The sequence below is a fragment of the Methyloversatilis discipulorum genome, from assembly GCF_000527135.1.
GTDB lineage: Bacteria > Pseudomonadota > Gammaproteobacteria > Burkholderiales > Rhodocyclaceae > Methyloversatilis > Methyloversatilis discipulorum.
In genome coordinates this window covers 3,223,145-3,238,579 of the sequence record NZ_AZUP01000001.1, presented here as the reverse complement: position 1 = coordinate 3,238,579, position 15,435 = coordinate 3,223,145, and the positions used below count along the sequence as shown (strand labels likewise).

Below are 15,435 nucleotides of genomic sequence, written 5' to 3'. Positions count from 1 at the left end.
CGGTACTTACGGTTTGTTGAACGGGCCCCAGGCCGGCTCGCGGACATCGCCGCCAGCCTGCCCGGACAGTTTCTGCTTGACGCGGCCGTCGGCCGACACCGCCGACAGCACGCCGCGTCCGCCAATCTCGGAGGCGTACAGGATCATCCGGCCGTTCGGCGCGAAGGACGGCGACTCGTCGCGCGACGAGTCGGTCAGGATCTGCGTCTGCCGCGTCGCCAGATCCATTGCCGTGATCTGGAAGCGGCCGCCATTGCGCGACACGTAGGCCAGCGTCTTGCCGTCCGGCGACAGGCGCGGCGTCACGTTGTAGCTGCCTTCGAAGGTGATGCGCTCGGCGTTGCCGCCGCTGGCCGGCACGCGATAGATCTGCGGGCTGCCGCCGCGGTCGGACGTGAAGTAGATGTACTGGCCATCGGGCGAAAACTGCGGTTCGGTGTCGATCGAGCTGGAACCGGCCACGCGCGTCAGGCCGCTGCCGTCGGCGTTGATCGTGTAGATCTGCGACGAGCCATCCTTGGTCAGCACGACGGCCAGACGCTTGCCGTCCGGTGCCCAGGCGGGCGCCGAATTCGAGCCTTTGAAGTTGGCCACCACCGAGCGCGAGGTCGTGGTCAGCGAATGCACGTAGATGATGGGCTTCTTCGCCTCGAAGGACACATAGGCGAGGCGCGTGCCGTCCGGCGACCAGGTCGGCGAGATGATGGGGTCGGCCGAACGCAGCGCGATGCGCGGGTTCTGCCCGTCGGCGTCGTCGATGGTCAGTTCGAAGCGTGTGCCCTTCTTCACCACGTAGGCAATCTGCGTGTTGAATACGCCGCGCTCGCCGGTCATCTTCTCGTAGATGAAGTCGGCGATGCGATGGCCGGTTTCCCGCACGGTAGCCGGCGCGAACACGAAAATCATGCCGTCCGGTTTGCCCTGGCGCGCGATGTCATAGAGGCGCATGCGCACTTCGTAGCGACCGCCCGGCACCGGCAGGATGCTGGCCAGCGCCAGCGCGTCGGCACCGCGTTCCTTCCACTGGTTGAGGTCGACGGCGGCGTCCTGGTGCACCGGGCTCGAGCCCGGGTCGACCAGCTTGAACAGACCGCTGCGCTCCAGGTCGGCGCGCACGACGCCGACCAGCGCCTGCGGCAGCAGGCCCTCGCCGGCGAAATTGGCGATGGCGATCGGAATGCGGTTGGCACCGGCACCGGTGATTTCGACCGTGAGCTGGGCGTGGGCCAACTGCGCGGCGAACAGCAGCGCGGCGGCCATCAGTCTGAAGAGCTTGATCATCGGATCCTTTCCGTAAAGTGTCTGCAGGCGCCGGTCACTCGGCCAACGGCCGGAATTTCAGTTCCAGGTTGCGCTCGAATACGGCCGGGTCTTCCGGCTTGGGCAAGGGCGACGACTTCACGATGGCGCGCAGTATCGCCGCATCCAGTGCCGCATTGCCGGTCGACTGTCTCAATCTGGGCTCGCCGACCACCGAACCGTCGGGCAGCAGCGAAATCGCCACCACCGCTTCCGGATTGCCGGACACGCCGGGCGGCACCACCACGTTGGGCTTCACCTTGGCGCTGATGCGGCCGGCCCAGGTTTCGCGCGCCTTGCTGCGCGCGCCGTCGGCTGCCAGCTTGGCCATCAGATCGGCTTCCTGCGCGGCCTGGCGGCGCATCTGGTCGGCGCTTTCGCGCGCCAGCGATTCCTTCAGCAGCTTGTCCTGCAGCTCCTGCTCCAGCCGGTTGTCCGGCTTGGGCGGCACCTTGGGCTCCGGTTTCTTCTCGACCTTGGGCTCGGGCTTGGGTTCCGGTTTCTTTTCCACCGGCTTGGGCACAGGTTTCGGCTCGACCTTGGGCGGCGTCTTCGGTTTCGGCGGCTCCTTGATCGCAATGTCCGGCTTGGGCGGCGGCGGAGGCGGGGGCGGTTCCACCACCGGCTCCGGCTGCTTCTCGACCACCGGTTCCGGCGGCGGCGGGGGCGGACGCACGGGTGCCTCGATCGGCGGCAGGCTGCCCACCAGTTCGACCTGCACCGCAGCCGGCTGGCTGGTCTGCCAGCGCACGCTGTAGAACAGGAACAGACCGAGCAGCAGGTGCATGCCGGCGGCCAATGCGGCCGACTGCCACTTGCCGGGCTGCGGACGGTTCAGGGCGAAATCACGCATCAGCGGGCCGGTTTCGCGTTCTGCCCGGTCTGCACCAACAGGCCGATGCGGGTGAAACCATTGCCCTGCAGCGTATCCATTACGCGCAGGATTTCCTCGTAGCGCACCGCCTTGTCGCCGGCCACGACCAGCGCGCGACTGGCGTCGCCACCCTGCATGTCGCGCAGGCGGCTCACCAGCGTATCGCGCGTGACCGCCTCTTCCTTGCCACCCTTGTCGCGGTCGCGCAGCGCGAGCTTGCCGTCCGCCTTGACCATCACCTCAATCGGCTGCGCCGGCGTCTGCGAGGCCTGGCCGACGCTGGGCAGTTCGATGCTGCCAGTCGGCGTGGCCTGCGGCGCGACCATGAAGATGACGAGCAGCACCAGCATCACGTCGATGTAAGGCACGACGTTGATCTGGTTCATCATGCGGCGCTGTCTTCTCATCGCGGCTTACCGGGCCTGACGCTGCAGGATGTTGGAGAACTCTTCCATGAAGCTCTCCCAGCGGATGGAAATGCGGTCGATGTCGTGCGCGAAGCGGTTGTAGGCGACCACCGCGGGAATGGCGGCGAACAGGCCGATCGCGGTCGCGACCAGCGCTTCGGCGATGCCCGGCGCCACCTGGGCCAGCGTGGCCTGACCGACGTTGGACAGGCCGCGGAAGGCATTCATGATCCCCCACACGGTGCCGAACAGACCGATGTAGGGGCTGACCGAACCGGTCGAGGCGAGGAAGGCGGTGTGCGATTCCAGCTCGTCCAGCTCGCGCTGGTAGGTGGCGCGCATCGCGCGCCGGGCGCCGTCCACGGCCGTGGCGGTGTCGATGTTCTGCCGCCCGCGCAGCTTGGTGAATTCGCGGTAACCCGCCTCGAAGATGCGCTCCATGCCGCCAGCGTTGTGGCGGTCGTTGGCCGCGCTCTGGAACAGCGCATTGAGGTCGCCACCGGACCAGAACTCAAGCTCGAACTTGTCCGAACTGAGGCGGGCCGCGCGGATGGCGAAGGACTTGCGGAAGATCCAGTACCAGCTCATGAAGGAAATGCCGACCAGCAGCGCCATCACCAGCTTGACCAGCAGACTGGCGTGCATCACGAGCGAAATGATCGAGAGGTCTTCGGAAAGATTCATGTGAGGGTGGAGGCGGAAGGCTGGATGGAAGGAAGCAGACGCTCACGCAGCGCCGCGGGCAGCGATACCGGACGGTTCTTCGCCATGTCGATCGACACCACACGGACCGTGCCGTCGAACAGCAGTTCGTCGCCGCGGTAGAGGCGCTGCACGAAATCGACCGCGGCACGGGTGGTCGACGCGATGTGGCTGCGTACTTCGAGCATGTCGTTGAAGCGGGCCGGTTTCAGGTATTCGCCCTGCACCGAACGCACGACGAAGCCGACGCCCTGGGCCGCCATTTCGACCTGGTCGAAACCGAGCGCGCGCAGCCATTCGGTGCGCGCTCGTTCGAGAAAGCGGAAGTAGTTCGCGTAGTACACCACGCCGAAGCTGTCGGTATCTTCGTAGTAGACGCGTACCGGCCACGAAAAGCCGGCAACGTGCTGCGCTGGTGAAGTCATGGCGCGGGATTTTACCCGACCCGCGCCCCCGGCTTTGCGCAGGGCAGCAAATTCGCTTGGAAAGGGGATGTAACAGCCTGGCGGCGGAGAGACCTGCACCCTGGAATCGGGCCCGACGGCGGCATGGAGCGCTTCTGTGGGAGCGACCTCTGGTCGCGATGCGGCTTCCGCGGGCCTCGAACTCCGATCAAGGTTGTCATCGCGAGCAAGCTCGCTCCCACGCAACCCCGACCCTGCCAGATCGGCGCGTCCGGCAAGAAACCTGCTCCGAGCCGTGACCGGGAGCACTCCTGTTCCTAGCGGGAAGGACCTGTCAGCCGCATGCTCACAGATCGTCGAGCTTCTCCAGCATCTGCCGGGCGCGCTCGCCTATCGCCGCCCGCTCGGCCGGCGCGAGCTTCTGCAGATTCTTCGCCATCAGTGCGGTGCGCGGGTTGGCGGCGAATTCGGCCTCGTGGCGGTCGAGGAAATGCCAGTACAGCACGGTCACCGGACAGGCCGCCTCACCGCTGCGCGCCGACGGGCTGTAGCGGCAACCGTCGCAGTAGTTGCTCATGCGCTGGATGTAGGCACCGCTGGCAACGTAGGGCTTGCTGGTGAAGCGGCCGCCATCGGCGTACAGCGCCATGCCGGCCACGTTCGGCAGTTCCACCCACTCGACCGCGTCGACATAGACCGCCAGATACCAGTCCTCGACCTGCCGCGGGGCAATCTCCGCCAGCAGCGCGAACTGGCCGGTCACCATCAGGCGCTGGATGTGGTGGGCGTAGCCGTGGCGCAGCGTCTGGCCGATGGCGGCGCGCATGCAGTTCATGCCGGTGTCGCCGGTCCAGTACCAGCGCGGCAGCGCGCGGGCGTGGCCGTAGTGATTGGCGTCGCGCAGGCGCGGCATGTCCAGCCAGTACATGCCGCGGATGAATTCGCGCCAGCCGATCACCTGGCGCACGAAGCCCTCGACCGACTGCAGCGGCAGGCCGCGCTCGCGCCAGGCGGCCACCGCGGCGGCGATCACTTCGCGCGGCGACAGCAGCTTCAGATTCATCGCCGCGCTGATCCGCGCGTGCCAAAGCCAGGGCTGGCCGGTCCACATCGCGTCCTGGTGGTGGCCGAACAGTTCGAGCCGGTGCTCGACGAAGTCCGACAGCGCGGCCAGCGCCTGTTCGCGCGTGACCGGCCAGTCGAAGGCGTCGGTCGAGCCGGGATGACCGGCGAAACGCGCCTCGACCTCGGCGATCACCTCGCGGGTGATCGCGTCGGGCTCGAAGCGCAGCGGCGGCGGCACCAGCCCGGGCCCCTTGCGGCCGAAGCCGCTGCGGTTGTCGGCGTCGAAGTTCCAGCGGCCGCCCGCCGGCTCGCCGCCTTCCATCAGCACGCCGTGGCGTTCGCGCATCATGCGGTAGAAGAACTCCATGCGCAGCTGCCGGTACTTCTTCGCCCAGTCGGCGAAGCCGGCGCGGGAGATCATGAAATGCAGGTCATCGCGCTGGTCGAGCACCACCCGCTCGCGTTCGCACAGCGCGCGGATGGCCTGTTCCAGCCGCCATTCGCCCGGCTCGACCAGCACCACCTTGCGCGGCGCGTAGCGGCGCAGCCGGGCGGCAAGGATGTCGACCAGATCCTCGCTGTCACCGTCGCCCAGCGCGCGGTAATCGACCGTCCAGCCGCGGCCGCGCAGCCCGTCGGCGAAGTGGCGCATGGCCGACAGGAAGAGCGCGCTGCGCGCCTTGTGGCTCCAGACATGGGTCGATTCGCCCGCCGCCTCGATCATCAGCACGCGATCGCGGGCCGGATCGAAGCCTTCGAAGGCGGCCGACGCGTGATCGAGCTGGTCGCCGAGCACCAGAACCAGATGGCGGACATCAGTCATCTGCGCATCCTTTGCGGCGGCAGGCCTCGGAGCAGTACTTCACCTCGGCCCAGTTGTTCCGCCAGGCGCGGCGCCATGTCATGTCGCGGCCGCAGACCGCACACGGCTTGCTTGGCAGGAAGGATTTGTTGCCCTTGTGTCGGGACTTCATCGACGTTCTCGCGGTCTTGGTGCCCGCCTCTGGACAGTCTGCCCGCCTGCGGGTTTCATCCGCTGCGCCCGTAACCGGAATTCACTCAAGCGAACCGTACACCTGCCCGATAGAGCGTTGATGAAGACAGCCCCTTTCCCGGATGACGAGGCGCAACGCCTGCAGGCCTTGCGCGACCTGTGCGTGCTCGACACGCCACCCGAACCTGCCTTCGACGCGCTGACCGCGCTGGCCGCCCAGCTGTTCGACATGCCGGTGGCGCTGGTAAGCCTGATCGACGAGTCCCGCCAGTGGTTCAAGTCGGCACACGGACTGTGCCTGCGGGAGACGCGGCGCGATGCCGCGCTGTGCACGCACACCATCGTCTCGCCACGGGGCCGCATGGTGATCGAGGACACCCTGCGCGATCCGCGCTTTGCCGACAACCCGCTGGTGGTCGGCGAGCCGGGCATCCGCTTCTATGCCGGCATTACCCTGCTCAACCCGGACGGTCTGCCACTGGGCACCTTCTGTCTGATCGATTTCAAGCCGCGCAGCCTGGACGTCCGCCAGATGGACCAGCTGGGCGCGCTGGCGGCACAGGCGGAGGCGCAGCTGCACCTGCGCATGCGTGTACAGCAGCTGCATGCGCTGACGCGGGAACTGCGCCAGCAGCACGAACTGCTGGAACGCCAGCGGCAGGCGTTGCAGACGCGCTGCGATGAACTGGCGACCGAAGTCCATGTGGACGCGCTGACCGGCAGCGGCAACCGCCGCGCCGGTGAAGCGCGACTGGGCGAGGAGTTCGCGCTCGCCAGCAGGCTGCAACTGCCGCTGTCCGTCTGCCTGATCGACGTCGATCACTTCAAGGACGTGAACGACAGCTACGGCCACCCGCACGGCGACGAGGTGCTGCGTCGCGTGGCCCGGCTGATCGGCGAGGCGCTGCGCGCCAGTGACTACGTCGCGCGCTTTGGCGGCGAGGAATTCCTGGTCGTGCTGCCGGGCGCCGAACCGGCGACCGCGCGCGCCGTCGCCGAGCGCATCCGCACGCACGTCGCCGACGCGCCGTGGGAGCGCCCGCCTGTGCTCACCATCAGCGCCGGCGTAGCCAGCCGCAGTTCGACCACCACGTCGCCCGAGCACCTGCTGCAACAGGCGGACAAGGCGCTCTACCGCGCCAAGGCCGGCGGGCGCAACCGGGTCGAATGCGGGCCGGCGCCGGCCAGCACGCACGGCGACTGAGGCCCGGTCTGCCGACCGGGCGGCTTCAACGCGCCGGCGCGGCCGTGCGCTGCACCATCTGCGGCGTCATGTCCACCGAACCGTCGGCATCCACCCGCAGCGCCATCGCGATGCCCATGCGTTCCGCCAACGCGCGCCAGCCGTCGCGGCCGACGATGAACAGCGGCTTGCTGTCGGCGTCGGAACGGGCGCCGGCGTGCGGGCCTGCCGGCATCAGCACGGTCAGCGACTGGGTGTGACGCACCGGCTCGCCGCTGCGCGGGTCGATCAGGTGGCACAGGCGCTCGCCGTCCAGTTCGAAGAAGCGCTGGTAGTCGCCGGAGGTGCCGATCGCCTCGCCGTCGTGTAGTTCGACCGTGGCCAGCGCCTCCGGCTTGCGCGGGTGCTGGATACCGATGCGCCACGGCGTGCCGGCCTTGCTGCCGAGCGCCATCACGTTGCCGCCGATGTTGACCAGCGCACAACAGACGCCGCGCGCGCGCAGGATGGCGGCGGCGCGGTCCAGCGCATAACCCTTGCCGTAGCCGCCGAGGTCGAGCTGCACCGCCGGGTTGCGACTGGACACCGTGGCGCCGCCGTCCGGCCGGGGGGTAATCACGAGATCGGCCATGCGCGGTTTCGCTGCCACCAGCGCGTCGCGTCGTGCCGCTTCGGGCCGCCTTGGCACGAACTCGTCGGCATGGAAGCCCCAGGCCTCGACCAGCGCCCCGGCGGCCGGGTTGAACAGATCGTCGCCACGCGCCGCTGCCGCCTGCACATCGACCAGCAGCGCGGCCATTTCGGCGTCGACGTCGGCCGGCTGTCCGGCCGCGAAGGCGGTGTTCAGCCGCGTCAGGTCGGACGGCTGCCAGGCGTGCAGTTTGTGATGCAGGCGGTCGAACTCGCGCAGCACCTCGCCCAGCGCGTCGCGTGCCTGCGCACGGTCGAGGCCGTACACGACCACCTCGACCCGGGTGCCGAAAACGAAGGACTCCTGCCGCTCGATCCGCTCCCCTGCCCCACAGCCGGCGAGCAGCGCAAGCAGCAGCAGGGCGGCGGCGAAACGCTCAGCGCGTCGTCGCACGTTCGAGCGCATCGACGAACATGGCGGCGACGTCGAAGCCGGTCTGTTCGGTGATCTCGACGAAACAGGTGGGGCTGGTGACGTTGATCTCGGTCAGCCGGTCGCCGATCACGTCCAGCCCGACCAGCAGCAGACCACGCGCGGCGAGGATGGGCCCGAGCTTGCGCGCAATCGCGAGGTCAGACTCGGTCAGCGGCTGGGCGACGCCGCGACCGCCGACGGCCAGATTGCCGCGCGTCTCGCCGGCCTTCGGGATGCGTGCCAGGCAGTAGGGCATCGGCTCGCCGTCGATCAGCAGCACCCGCTTGTCGCCCTGCGCGATCTCCGGGATGAAGCGCTGCGCCATCAGCGTGCGCGCGCCGTCCTCGGTCAGCGTTTCGATGATGACGTTGCGGTTGGCGTCGTCAGCGCGCACGCGGAAGATGCGCGAACCGCCCATGCCGTCGAGCGGCTTCAGGATGCAGTCGGCGTGCGTGTCGATGAAGGCATTGATGGCGGCGACGTCGCGGCTGACCAGCGTCGGCGTGATCAGCTCCGGAAACTCGCAGATCGACACCTTCTCCGAGTGATCGCGGATCGCGCGCGGATGGTTGAACACGCGCACGCCAGCGGCGGCCGCGCGCTCGAGCATCCAGGTGGCGGTGATGTACTCGAAGTCGAAGGGCGGGTCCTGACGCATCAGCACGGCGTCGAATTCGCGCAGTGCACGCGGCTGCGTCTCCAGCGCAACGTACCAGGGCACGTCGCTGCGCTGCGGCTGGATGCGGGTCGCGGTCACCATCACCTCGTCGCCGTGCAGGCTCATGCTCGGGCGCTGGATGGTCCAGATTTCGTGACCGCGCCGCGCCGCCTCGCGCATCATCGCGATGCTCGAATCCTTGGCCGGCTTGAGCTTGTCGAGCGGATCGACGATGAAGGCGAGGCGCAGGTTCATGTCCGCTTCAACCCCTCAGTTCCGCTTCGAGCGCCTCTTCCGCCGCACTCATCGGCAGGCCGCGCTCGAGTTCCAGGCTGGCCGCGACCAGCGCGAGGCGGGCCACCACGCCGTAGGCATAGAAGCGGTTGGGCGGCGCGTCCGGCGCGCAGCCCGGGTCCGGCATCGAGCAGCAGGACTCGAAAGCCAGCGGCTTGAAGTGCATGCCCGGCGCATTCAGGTTCTCGTCGATGCCACGCTCGCCATGCACGCGATAGAAGCCGCCGACGACGTAGCGGTCCATCATGTAGACCACCGGTTCGGCCGCGCCGCCATCGACGCTTTCGAAGGTGGGCACGCCTTCCTGGATCAGCACCGAGCTGACTTCCAGCCCCTCCTTCACCACCGCCATCTTGTTGCGCTGCTTGCGGTTCAGGCCGACCACCTCGGACGGGTCGCGCACCGTCATGATGCCCATGCCGTAGGTGCCGGCGTCGGCCTTGACGATGACGAAGGGCTCGTGATCGACGCCGTGCTGCTGGTACTTCTCGCGGATGCGGGCGAGCAGCGCACCGACCCGGGTCGCCAGACATTCCTCGCCGCTGCGTTCCTGGAAGTTGATGTCGCCGCACACGTCGTACAGCGGGTCGATCAGCCACGGATCGATGTCCATGACCGACGAGAAGCTGCGTGCGACTTCGCTGTAGGCGTCGAAGTGCTGCGACTTGCGGCGCGTCGTCCAGCCGGCGTGCAGCGGCGGGATGAAGGTCTGCTCATTGACGTTCTGCAGCAGCTCGGGGACGCCGGCCGACAGGTCGTTGTTGAGCAGGATGGCGCACGGATCGAAACCGGCGACGCCAATGCGGCGACCGCCGGGCAGGCGGATCAGCGGTTCGACCGTCAGCGTCTGGCCATCGCCGAGGTCGAGCGGCGTCGGGCCGGCGAGGTCGGGAATCAGGCTGCCGATACGCACGTTCAGACCGGCCAGCTTCAGGATCTGCGCCAGCCGGGCGACATTGCGCAGATAGAACAGGTTGCGCGTATGGTTTTCCGGCACCAGCAGCAGGTTGCGCGCTTCCGGGCACAGCTTTTCGACCGCGGTCATCGTCGCCTGCACGCACAGCGGCAGGAACTCGGCGTTCAGGTTGTTGAAGCCGCCCGGAAACAGATTGGTATCGACCGGCGCCAGCTTGAAGCCGGCATTGCGCAGATCGACCGAGGCATAGAAGGGCGGGCTGTGCTCCAGCCACTGCGAACGGAACCACTGTTCGATATCGGTCTGGCGTTCGAGAAATCGGCTCTCCAGCGCGAGCAGCGGGCCGGTGAGCGCGGTGGTCAGGTGAGGCACCATGGGCGTGAGCGGGCGCGATCCGCAATGAGGTTCAGGCGCGCGGATTCTACACCCGCAGCCGGGGTCGCCTCCCCGGTCCGGTACAATCCCGGCTTCTTGCGCATCCGCGCATGCCACACCCTAGTGAATTCCATGCTGTCCGCTTCCAACATCACCATGCAGTTCGGCGCCAAGCCGCTTTTCGACAACGTCAGCATCAAGTTCGGCGACGGCTATCGCTACGGCCTGATCGGCGCCAACGGTGCCGGCAAGTCGACCTTCATGAAAATCCTCGCCGGCGTGCTCGAACCGACCGCCGGCAACGTATCGATCGACGCGCACGAGCGCATGGCCTTCCTGCGCCAGGACCAGTTCGCGTTCGAGGACCAGCGCGTGCTCGACGTGGTCATGATGGGCCACGCCGAAATGTGGACCTGCATGAAGGAAAAGGACGCGATCTACGCCAATCCGGACGCGACCGAAGAGGACTACATGCGTGCCGCCGAACTGGAAGGCCAGTTCGCCGAATACGACGGCTACACCGCCGAGGCGCGCGCCGGCGAACTGCTGCTCGGCGTCGGCATCCCGACCGAACAGCACAACGGCCCGATGAGCCAGGTCGCCCCCGGCTGGAAGCTGCGCGTGCTGCTGTGCCAGGCGCTGTTCGCCAACCCGGACATCCTGCTGCTCGACGAACCGACCAACAACCTGGACATCAACACCATCCGCTGGCTCGAACACACGCTGAACGAGCGCAACAGCACGATGGTCATCATCAGCCACGACCGCCACTTCCTGAACCAGGTGTGCACCCACATGGCCGACCTGGACTACGCCACCATCCGCCTCTACCCGGGCACCTGGGACGACTACATCGAGGCGTCGACGCAGGCGCGCGAGCGGGCGTCGGCAGCCAACGCGAAGGCGAAGGAACGGGTGGCCGAACTGCAGAGCTTCGTGCGCCGCTTCTCGGCCAACAAGTCGAAGTCGAAGCAGGCGACCTCGCGTCTGAAGATGATCGACAAGATCAAGATCGAGGAATTCAAGCCCAGTTCGCGCCAGTACCCGTGGATACGCTTCGACTACGACCCGAAGGAGAAGCTGCATCGGCAGGCGGTCGAACTGGACAACGTCGTGTTCGGCTATGACGGCGGTCCGCAGATCCTGAAGGGCTTCACCGCCACCTTCGACGGCGGCGACCGCGTCGCCATCATCGGCGAGAACGGCGTCGGCAAGACCACCTTCCTGAAGCTGCTGGTCGGTGAACTGACGCCGCAGCACGGCTCGATCAAGTGGGCGGAAAAGGCCCGCCTCGGCTACTTCGCGCAGGACCACTCCGCCGATTTCGACAGCGACGCCAACCTGACCGACTGGATCAGCGGCTATGTGCGCGAGGGCGGCTACGAGGGCGACGACGCGATCACGCTGATCCGCGGCACGCTCGGCCGTCTGCTGTTCGGTGGCGACGACGTGAAGAAGGCGGTGCGCGTGCTGTCCGGCGGCGAACAGGGCCGCATGATGTTCGGCCGGCTCATGCTGCAGCGGAACAACGTGCTGCTGCTCGACGAACCGACCAACCACATGGACATGGAATCGATCGAGTCGCTGAACGCCGGCCTCGACGCTTTCGACGGCACGCTGTTCTTCGTGTCGCACGACCGCGAGTTCGTGTCCACGCTGGCCACCCGCGTGCTCGAAGTCCGCGGCGACGGCGAGATCGTCGATTACCGCGGCGGCTACGAGGACTACCTCGCCAGCCAAGGCATCGACGACTGAGCCTGTCTGTGAGCAATACGCCGAACGCCTGCCCCATCTGCGACGACGCGCCCGGCCATCACTGGCTTTGGCGCGACGACCGCCTGCGCGTGATCGACGCGCGCGACGCCGATCACCCGGCCTTTCTGCGCGTGATCTGGAACGGTCACGTGCGCGAAATGACCGACCTCAACGACGTCGACCGCGATCACCTGATGCACGTGGTGTGGCAGGTCGAGCGCTGCGTGCGCGAGATCGCGCAGCCGGAAAAGATCAACCTCGGCAGCCTCGGCAATATGGTGCCGCACCTGCACTGGCACGTCGTCGCGCGCTGGCAGGACGACGCCCACTTCCCCGGTTCGGTGTGGAGCACGAAGCAGCGCGACGGCGCGCCTCGTCCGCGCGTACCGGCGGCGCTGTGGCGCGCCACGCTGCTGGCCCGCCTTGGCCTGCCGACGGTGGCCGTCAGCGACGCGCTGACCGGCGCCTACGAGGGCACCGACTACGCCGTGGCCCTGCCCGACGGCGAAACGACACTGCATGTCGGTGCGCCCTCGCCGGCGCTGGACCGCTGGCTGGCGACGCAGAACGCAACACAGTGGGCGCTGCTGGCGGCCGCCAATCCGTGGTCCGCACGCAGCGACGACGACGCCAACCGCGCCGCCCACGCTGCACTGCGCGCGTTGCTGACGCAGCGCGGCCTGCCGCTGCTCGACGCCGAGAACCGCACGACCGAAACCGGCTGGACCGAACCTTCGCTGCTGTGCGCCGGCCTGACCGCCGAAGAGGCGCTGCGCATCGGCGCCGCCTTCGGCCAGAACGCGGTGCTGACCGGCGATGCCGGCGGCACGGCCCAGCTGCGCTGGTGCGTGCGCCGGCAGGCCGACTGACTCAGCGCCCCTTCATCCGTCTGCGCGCCACCGCGCCGACCGCCGCCAGCCCGGCCAGCAGCATCGCGGCGCTGGCCGGTTCCGGCACTGCTGCGGTGATGCCCAGCCGGTAGCTCGCGTCGGCCAGCGTGTTGTCCACGCCATCGACGGTCACCAGGAATTCGGTGCCCGTGGCGAACGGAAAGGTGCTGCCACCGCCGGTGAAAGGTCCCCACGCGAAGGTGAGATTGCGGCCGAAGGTGCCGACGATTTCGTTGCCGTTCAGGAACACCGACAACGAGGCACGTGACCCCAGCCCGAGGTTGGAGAAATCGAGCGTGAAATCGACCGGCTCACCGACGGTGAAGCTGAAGCTGTCGGCGAAGTTGCCGAGCTGCTGTTCGAAGCTGAAGGACTGGCCGGCGACCAGAGTGCCGAGATCGACGCTGGCGGCACTGGCGTGCGCGGCGGGCAGGACGGTCAGCGCGGCGATCAGTGCGGTGCGGATGGAAGTGTTCATGACGGACTCCGTAGGATGAATGAAGGATGAAAGCGTCTGCTTTCATTCGTCATCTACGGAGCCCGGGCCTCAGCGGAGACAGCCGGGCGACGAAGGACTTGCCGGCAGCGTGACGGATGTCACCGTCGCTGCTGCAGAACCGTCAGATCACCACAGCTTCACGCAGTGACCTCGCAGCAGGAAGTCGCCCGACGGCTGCGGTGCAGTGGCGCCGACCGGCTCGATCGACACCGCCAGTTCGCCCACCGCGGACAACAGCGCTTCCGACGTGCCGGCCATCGTGATCACCTGTTTGGCGTCGGTGCGCAAAACGCCGAGCCGGAAGGGCGCTGCGTCTTTCGGAAGTGCCCACAGCACCGCCTGGGCACCCTGCGGCACGACGAGCGGCTGCAGCAGCTTCACGCTCAGTTCCACCCCGTGCCGGCGCGACGACGCGAGTGCGGCCGGCTTGCCGGCGGCATCCAGCATCAGACCGACATAGCTGGCGGGCAGTACCGCGTGCTCGGGCAGGTCGGACGGCAGCACCCACTGCGGCTGCTCGCGCACCACGCCGACGGCCACCAGCAGGCCAAAGGCGAAGCCGAGCGCCGGGCGCAGCCAGTCGCGCCAGCGCCGCTGCGTCACCGGCCTGACACGCGGCGCCCCGCCGGTGCGCTGTTCGATCTCCGCCCACACCGCGGGCGAGGGCTGCACCGGCGGCACGGCCGCCGCCAGCGCGGCACCGTGCATTTCCCAGGTGCGCAGCGCGCGCGCCGCCGCTTCGCTCGACCGCACCAGCCGTTCGAAGCGGCGCCGCGGTAGCCGGCCCAGCGTGCCGAACACATAGGCGGCAGCCAGTCGGTCGAGCAGTTCCGGGTGGTCGTACTTCATGTCAGCCGCTCCATGCAGCGGCGCAGCCTGTCCAGGCCCCGGCGCAGCCACACCTTGACGCTGCCGATCGGCGAGCCGAGGTGTTCCGCCAGTTCCGAGTGCGACAGGCCGTGGTAGTAGGCCAGCGCCAGACACTGGCGCTGCGGCCCGTCGATGTCGTCGATGCAGCGGCGCAGATGCAGCGCGTCGGCCGCCTGTTCGAGCAGACCGAGCGGGCTGGGACGGTCGTCGCCCAGCGCGGCGACACCGCCCTGCCCGTCTTCGTCGTCGTCCAGCGACTCGGTCCGCCGTACGGACTCCGCGCGGAGCAGGTCGAGTGCCCGATTGCGCACGATCGAGGTGAGCCAGGTCATCGGCTGACTCGCGTCGGCACGGTAGCTGTCGGCGCGGTGCCACACGCTGGTGAAGGCATCCTGCAGCACGTCTTCGGCCAGGTCGCGCCGGCGCAGCAGACGCAGCGCGACCCCGAGCAGCTGCGGCGCGCAGGCATCGTAGAGCTGACGGAAGGCCTGCCGGTCGCGCAGTGCGACGCGCGCCAGCAGCCTTTCAAGCTGGACCGGATCGAGCATCGCCGCATGATGCCATGCTCATCGACGGGTCGCAGCCCATCAGTAGTCCCGCGGCCGGTAGCTGCCGGCCTCGGCCGGCGCTTTGCCGCTGTCGCGCACGACATGCCAGACGCCGCCGCGCCCGTCGCCGGTGGTCTGTCCGGCTTCGCTGTCGCCCACGTAGTAATAGAGCGGCTTGCCGCGGACCGCCCATTGCCGGCTGCCGTCGCTGCGCGTGACCAGCGTGTGCTCGCCCGACGCACGCGCATCGGCCGCTGCGACGAAGGGCGGCCACAGCGCGGCGCACTGCTCGTAGCAGGCACTTTTCCCGTCGCTGTCCTTGTCGAAGGTGTACAGCACGCGGCCGGCGGCGTCGGTCAGCAGTCCTGCCGAACCGACGACAGACTGGGCATGGACAGCGCAGCAGACCGCACCCAGCAGCGCGGCACAGAGGGCATTCCTGATCATCGTGATTCTCCTTCCTTGCAGAGGTTCGACACCCGGATATCGTGTGTCCGGATCGATATACGGACGGATGAGCACATCGGAGACAGCGCCGGCTGAAATTTGCTGTCAAAAAGAATGTCCGCCGTGCCGGCCTGCCGCGCGCAAACTGCG

At 68.0% G+C, this 15,435-nt stretch carries 17 protein-coding genes; 3 read left to right on the top strand and 14 right to left on the bottom strand.

All coding sequences use genetic code 11. The features are described 5' to 3' along the window. Positions 1 to 6: 6 nt before the first annotated feature. From tolB to METFAM1_RS21230, 7 genes are all read right to left on the bottom strand, one after another. Positions 7 to 1,281, bottom strand: a complete 1,275-nt coding sequence (tolB, locus tag METFAM1_RS0115160; RefSeq protein WP_019916236.1) for a Tol-Pal system beta propeller repeat protein TolB — start codon at positions 1,279 to 1,281, stop codon at positions 7 to 9. A 34-nt stretch (positions 1,282 to 1,315) separates the two neighbouring features. Then, positions 1,316 to 2,152, bottom strand: coding sequence for a cell envelope integrity protein TolA (locus METFAM1_RS0115155; protein WP_019916235.1), 837 nt, complete (start codon positions 2,150 to 2,152; stop codon positions 1,316 to 1,318). Then, entirely contained in the window at positions 2,152 to 2,562 is a 411-nt protein-coding gene (locus METFAM1_RS0115150; protein ID WP_019916234.1) for an ExbD/TolR family protein, read from the bottom strand. The genes METFAM1_RS0115155 and METFAM1_RS0115150 overlap by 1 nt, the downstream gene beginning before the upstream one ends. Before the next feature lie 24 nt (positions 2,563 to 2,586). Continuing rightward, entirely contained in the window at positions 2,587 to 3,264 is a 678-nt protein-coding gene (gene tolQ / locus METFAM1_RS0115145) for a protein TolQ (RefSeq protein WP_019916233.1), read from the bottom strand. Next, positions 3,261 to 3,707 carry a tol-pal system-associated acyl-CoA thioesterase gene (gene ybgC, locus METFAM1_RS0115140; protein ID WP_019916232.1) on the bottom strand — a complete coding sequence of 149 codons (447 nt, stop codon included), beginning with the start codon at positions 3,705 to 3,707 and terminating at the stop codon, positions 3,261 to 3,263. Before ybgC ends, tolQ begins: the two co-directional genes overlap by 4 nt. A 325-nt stretch (positions 3,708 to 4,032) precedes the next feature. Beyond that, on the bottom strand, positions 4,033 to 5,574 hold the full coding sequence (locus METFAM1_RS0115135; protein ID WP_019916231.1) for a cryptochrome/photolyase family protein: 1,542 nt from the start codon (positions 5,572 to 5,574) through the stop codon (positions 4,033 to 4,035). Further along, positions 5,567 to 5,656, bottom strand: coding sequence for a DUF2256 domain-containing protein (locus tag METFAM1_RS21230; RefSeq protein WP_232419883.1), 90 nt, complete (start codon positions 5,654 to 5,656; stop codon positions 5,567 to 5,569). The genes METFAM1_RS0115135 and METFAM1_RS21230 overlap by 8 nt, the downstream gene beginning before the upstream one ends. Positions 5,657 to 5,845: 189 nt before the next feature. Here METFAM1_RS21230 and METFAM1_RS0115125 point away from each other — a divergent pair, with 189 nt between their 5' ends. Further along, positions 5,846 to 6,949 carry a sensor domain-containing diguanylate cyclase gene (locus METFAM1_RS0115125; RefSeq protein WP_020647595.1) on the top strand — a complete coding sequence of 368 codons (1,104 nt, stop codon included), beginning with the start codon at positions 5,846 to 5,848 and terminating at the stop codon, positions 6,947 to 6,949. 25 nt (positions 6,950 to 6,974) lie between these two features. On the opposite strand, the gene METFAM1_RS0115120 is transcribed toward METFAM1_RS0115125, so the two are convergent. The 3 genes from METFAM1_RS0115120 to gshA are packed head-to-tail and all read right to left on the bottom strand — an operon-like array spanning position 6,975 to position 10,276. Then, on the bottom strand, positions 6,975 to 8,024 hold the full coding sequence (locus METFAM1_RS0115120; RefSeq protein ID WP_019916227.1) for an FAD:protein FMN transferase: 1,050 nt from the start codon (positions 8,022 to 8,024) through the stop codon (positions 6,975 to 6,977). Then, positions 7,996 to 8,946: a glutathione synthase gene (gene gshB, locus METFAM1_RS0115115; RefSeq protein ID WP_019916225.1), complete on the bottom strand. Its 951-nt coding sequence runs from the start codon at positions 8,944 to 8,946 to the stop codon at positions 7,996 to 7,998. Before gshB ends, METFAM1_RS0115120 begins: the two co-directional genes overlap by 29 nt. A gap of 7 nt (positions 8,947 to 8,953) precedes the next feature. Further along, positions 8,954 to 10,276, bottom strand: coding sequence for a glutamate--cysteine ligase (gene gshA / locus METFAM1_RS0115110; RefSeq protein WP_019916224.1), 1,323 nt, complete (start codon positions 10,274 to 10,276; stop codon positions 8,954 to 8,956). 132 nt (positions 10,277 to 10,408) lie between these two features. On the opposite strand from gshA, the gene METFAM1_RS0115105 reads away from it, so the two are divergent. Together METFAM1_RS0115105 and METFAM1_RS0115100 are read left to right on the top strand one after the other, a co-directional pair. Then, positions 10,409 to 12,031 (top strand): ABC-F family ATPase, encoded by a 1,623-nt coding sequence (locus METFAM1_RS0115105; protein WP_019916223.1) that lies wholly within the window; start codon positions 10,409 to 10,411, stop codon positions 12,029 to 12,031. A gap of 8 nt (positions 12,032 to 12,039) precedes the next feature. Then, a complete protein-coding gene (locus tag METFAM1_RS0115100) occupies positions 12,040 to 12,900 on the top strand; it encodes a DUF3293 domain-containing protein (RefSeq protein WP_019916222.1) in 861 nt (286 codons plus the stop codon). Between the two features lies 1 nt (position 12,901). Here the strand turns inward: METFAM1_RS0115100 and METFAM1_RS0115095 are convergent, their stop codons facing one another. From METFAM1_RS0115095 to METFAM1_RS0115080, 4 genes are all read right to left on the bottom strand, one after another. Then, positions 12,902 to 13,399: an FxDxF family PEP-CTERM protein gene (locus METFAM1_RS0115095; protein ID WP_019916221.1), complete on the bottom strand. Its 498-nt coding sequence runs from the start codon at positions 13,397 to 13,399 to the stop codon at positions 12,902 to 12,904. Positions 13,400 to 13,546: 147 nt separating this feature from the next. Then, the gene (locus METFAM1_RS0115090; RefSeq protein ID WP_019916220.1) at positions 13,547 to 14,269 is read right to left on the bottom strand and encodes an anti-sigma factor; all 723 of its coding nucleotides are present in this window, start codon (positions 14,267 to 14,269) and stop codon (positions 13,547 to 13,549) included. Further along, the gene (locus METFAM1_RS0115085) at positions 14,266 to 14,838 is read right to left on the bottom strand and encodes a sigma-70 family RNA polymerase sigma factor (RefSeq protein WP_019916219.1); all 573 of its coding nucleotides are present in this window, start codon (positions 14,836 to 14,838) and stop codon (positions 14,266 to 14,268) included. Before METFAM1_RS0115085 ends, METFAM1_RS0115090 begins: the two co-directional genes overlap by 4 nt. A gap of 39 nt (positions 14,839 to 14,877) precedes the next feature. Beyond that, the gene (locus tag METFAM1_RS0115080; RefSeq protein ID WP_019916218.1) at positions 14,878 to 15,285 is read right to left on the bottom strand and encodes a COG4315 family predicted lipoprotein; all 408 of its coding nucleotides are present in this window, start codon (positions 15,283 to 15,285) and stop codon (positions 14,878 to 14,880) included. Between the last annotated feature and the right edge of the window lie 150 nt (positions 15,286 to 15,435).

Excerpts from the sequence above, each read along its gene's own strand:
- tolB (WP_019916236.1), bottom strand. The coding sequence starts at position 1,281 with ATGATCAAGCTCTTCAGACTGATGGCCGCCGCGCTGCTGTTCGCCGCG.
- METFAM1_RS0115155 (WP_019916235.1), bottom strand. The coding sequence starts at position 2,152 with ATGCGTGATTTCGCCCTGAACCGTCCGCAGCCCGGCAAGTGGCAGTCG.
- METFAM1_RS0115150 (WP_019916234.1), bottom strand. The coding sequence starts at position 2,562 with ATGATGAACCAGATCAACGTCGTGCCTTACATCGACGTGATGCTGGTG.
- tolQ (WP_019916233.1), bottom strand. The coding sequence starts at position 3,264 with ATGAATCTTTCCGAAGACCTCTCGATCATTTCGCTCGTGATGCACGCC.
- ybgC (WP_019916232.1), bottom strand. The coding sequence starts at position 3,707 with ATGACTTCACCAGCGCAGCACGTTGCCGGCTTTTCGTGGCCGGTACGC.
- METFAM1_RS0115135 (WP_019916231.1), bottom strand. The coding sequence starts at position 5,574 with ATGACTGATGTCCGCCATCTGGTTCTGGTGCTCGGCGACCAGCTCGAT.
- METFAM1_RS21230 (WP_232419883.1), bottom strand. The coding sequence starts at position 5,656 with ATGACATGGCGCCGCGCCTGGCGGAACAACTGGGCCGAGGTGAAGTAC.
- METFAM1_RS0115125 (WP_020647595.1), top strand. The coding sequence starts at position 5,846 with ATGAAGACAGCCCCTTTCCCGGATGACGAGGCGCAACGCCTGCAGGCC.
- METFAM1_RS0115120 (WP_019916227.1), bottom strand. The coding sequence starts at position 8,024 with ATGCGCTCGAACGTGCGACGACGCGCTGAGCGTTTCGCCGCCGCCCTG.
- gshB (WP_019916225.1), bottom strand. The coding sequence starts at position 8,946 with ATGAACCTGCGCCTCGCCTTCATCGTCGATCCGCTCGACAAGCTCAAG.
- gshA (WP_019916224.1), bottom strand. The coding sequence starts at position 10,276 with ATGGTGCCTCACCTGACCACCGCGCTCACCGGCCCGCTGCTCGCGCTG.
- METFAM1_RS0115105 (WP_019916223.1), top strand. The coding sequence starts at position 10,409 with ATGCTGTCCGCTTCCAACATCACCATGCAGTTCGGCGCCAAGCCGCTT.
- METFAM1_RS0115095 (WP_019916221.1), bottom strand. The coding sequence starts at position 13,399 with ATGAACACTTCCATCCGCACCGCACTGATCGCCGCGCTGACCGTCCTG.
- METFAM1_RS0115090 (WP_019916220.1), bottom strand. The coding sequence starts at position 14,269 with ATGAAGTACGACCACCCGGAACTGCTCGACCGACTGGCTGCCGCCTAT.
- METFAM1_RS0115085 (WP_019916219.1), bottom strand. The coding sequence starts at position 14,838 with ATGCTCGATCCGGTCCAGCTTGAAAGGCTGCTGGCGCGCGTCGCACTG.
- METFAM1_RS0115080 (WP_019916218.1), bottom strand. The coding sequence starts at position 15,285 with ATGATCAGGAATGCCCTCTGTGCCGCGCTGCTGGGTGCGGTCTGCTGC.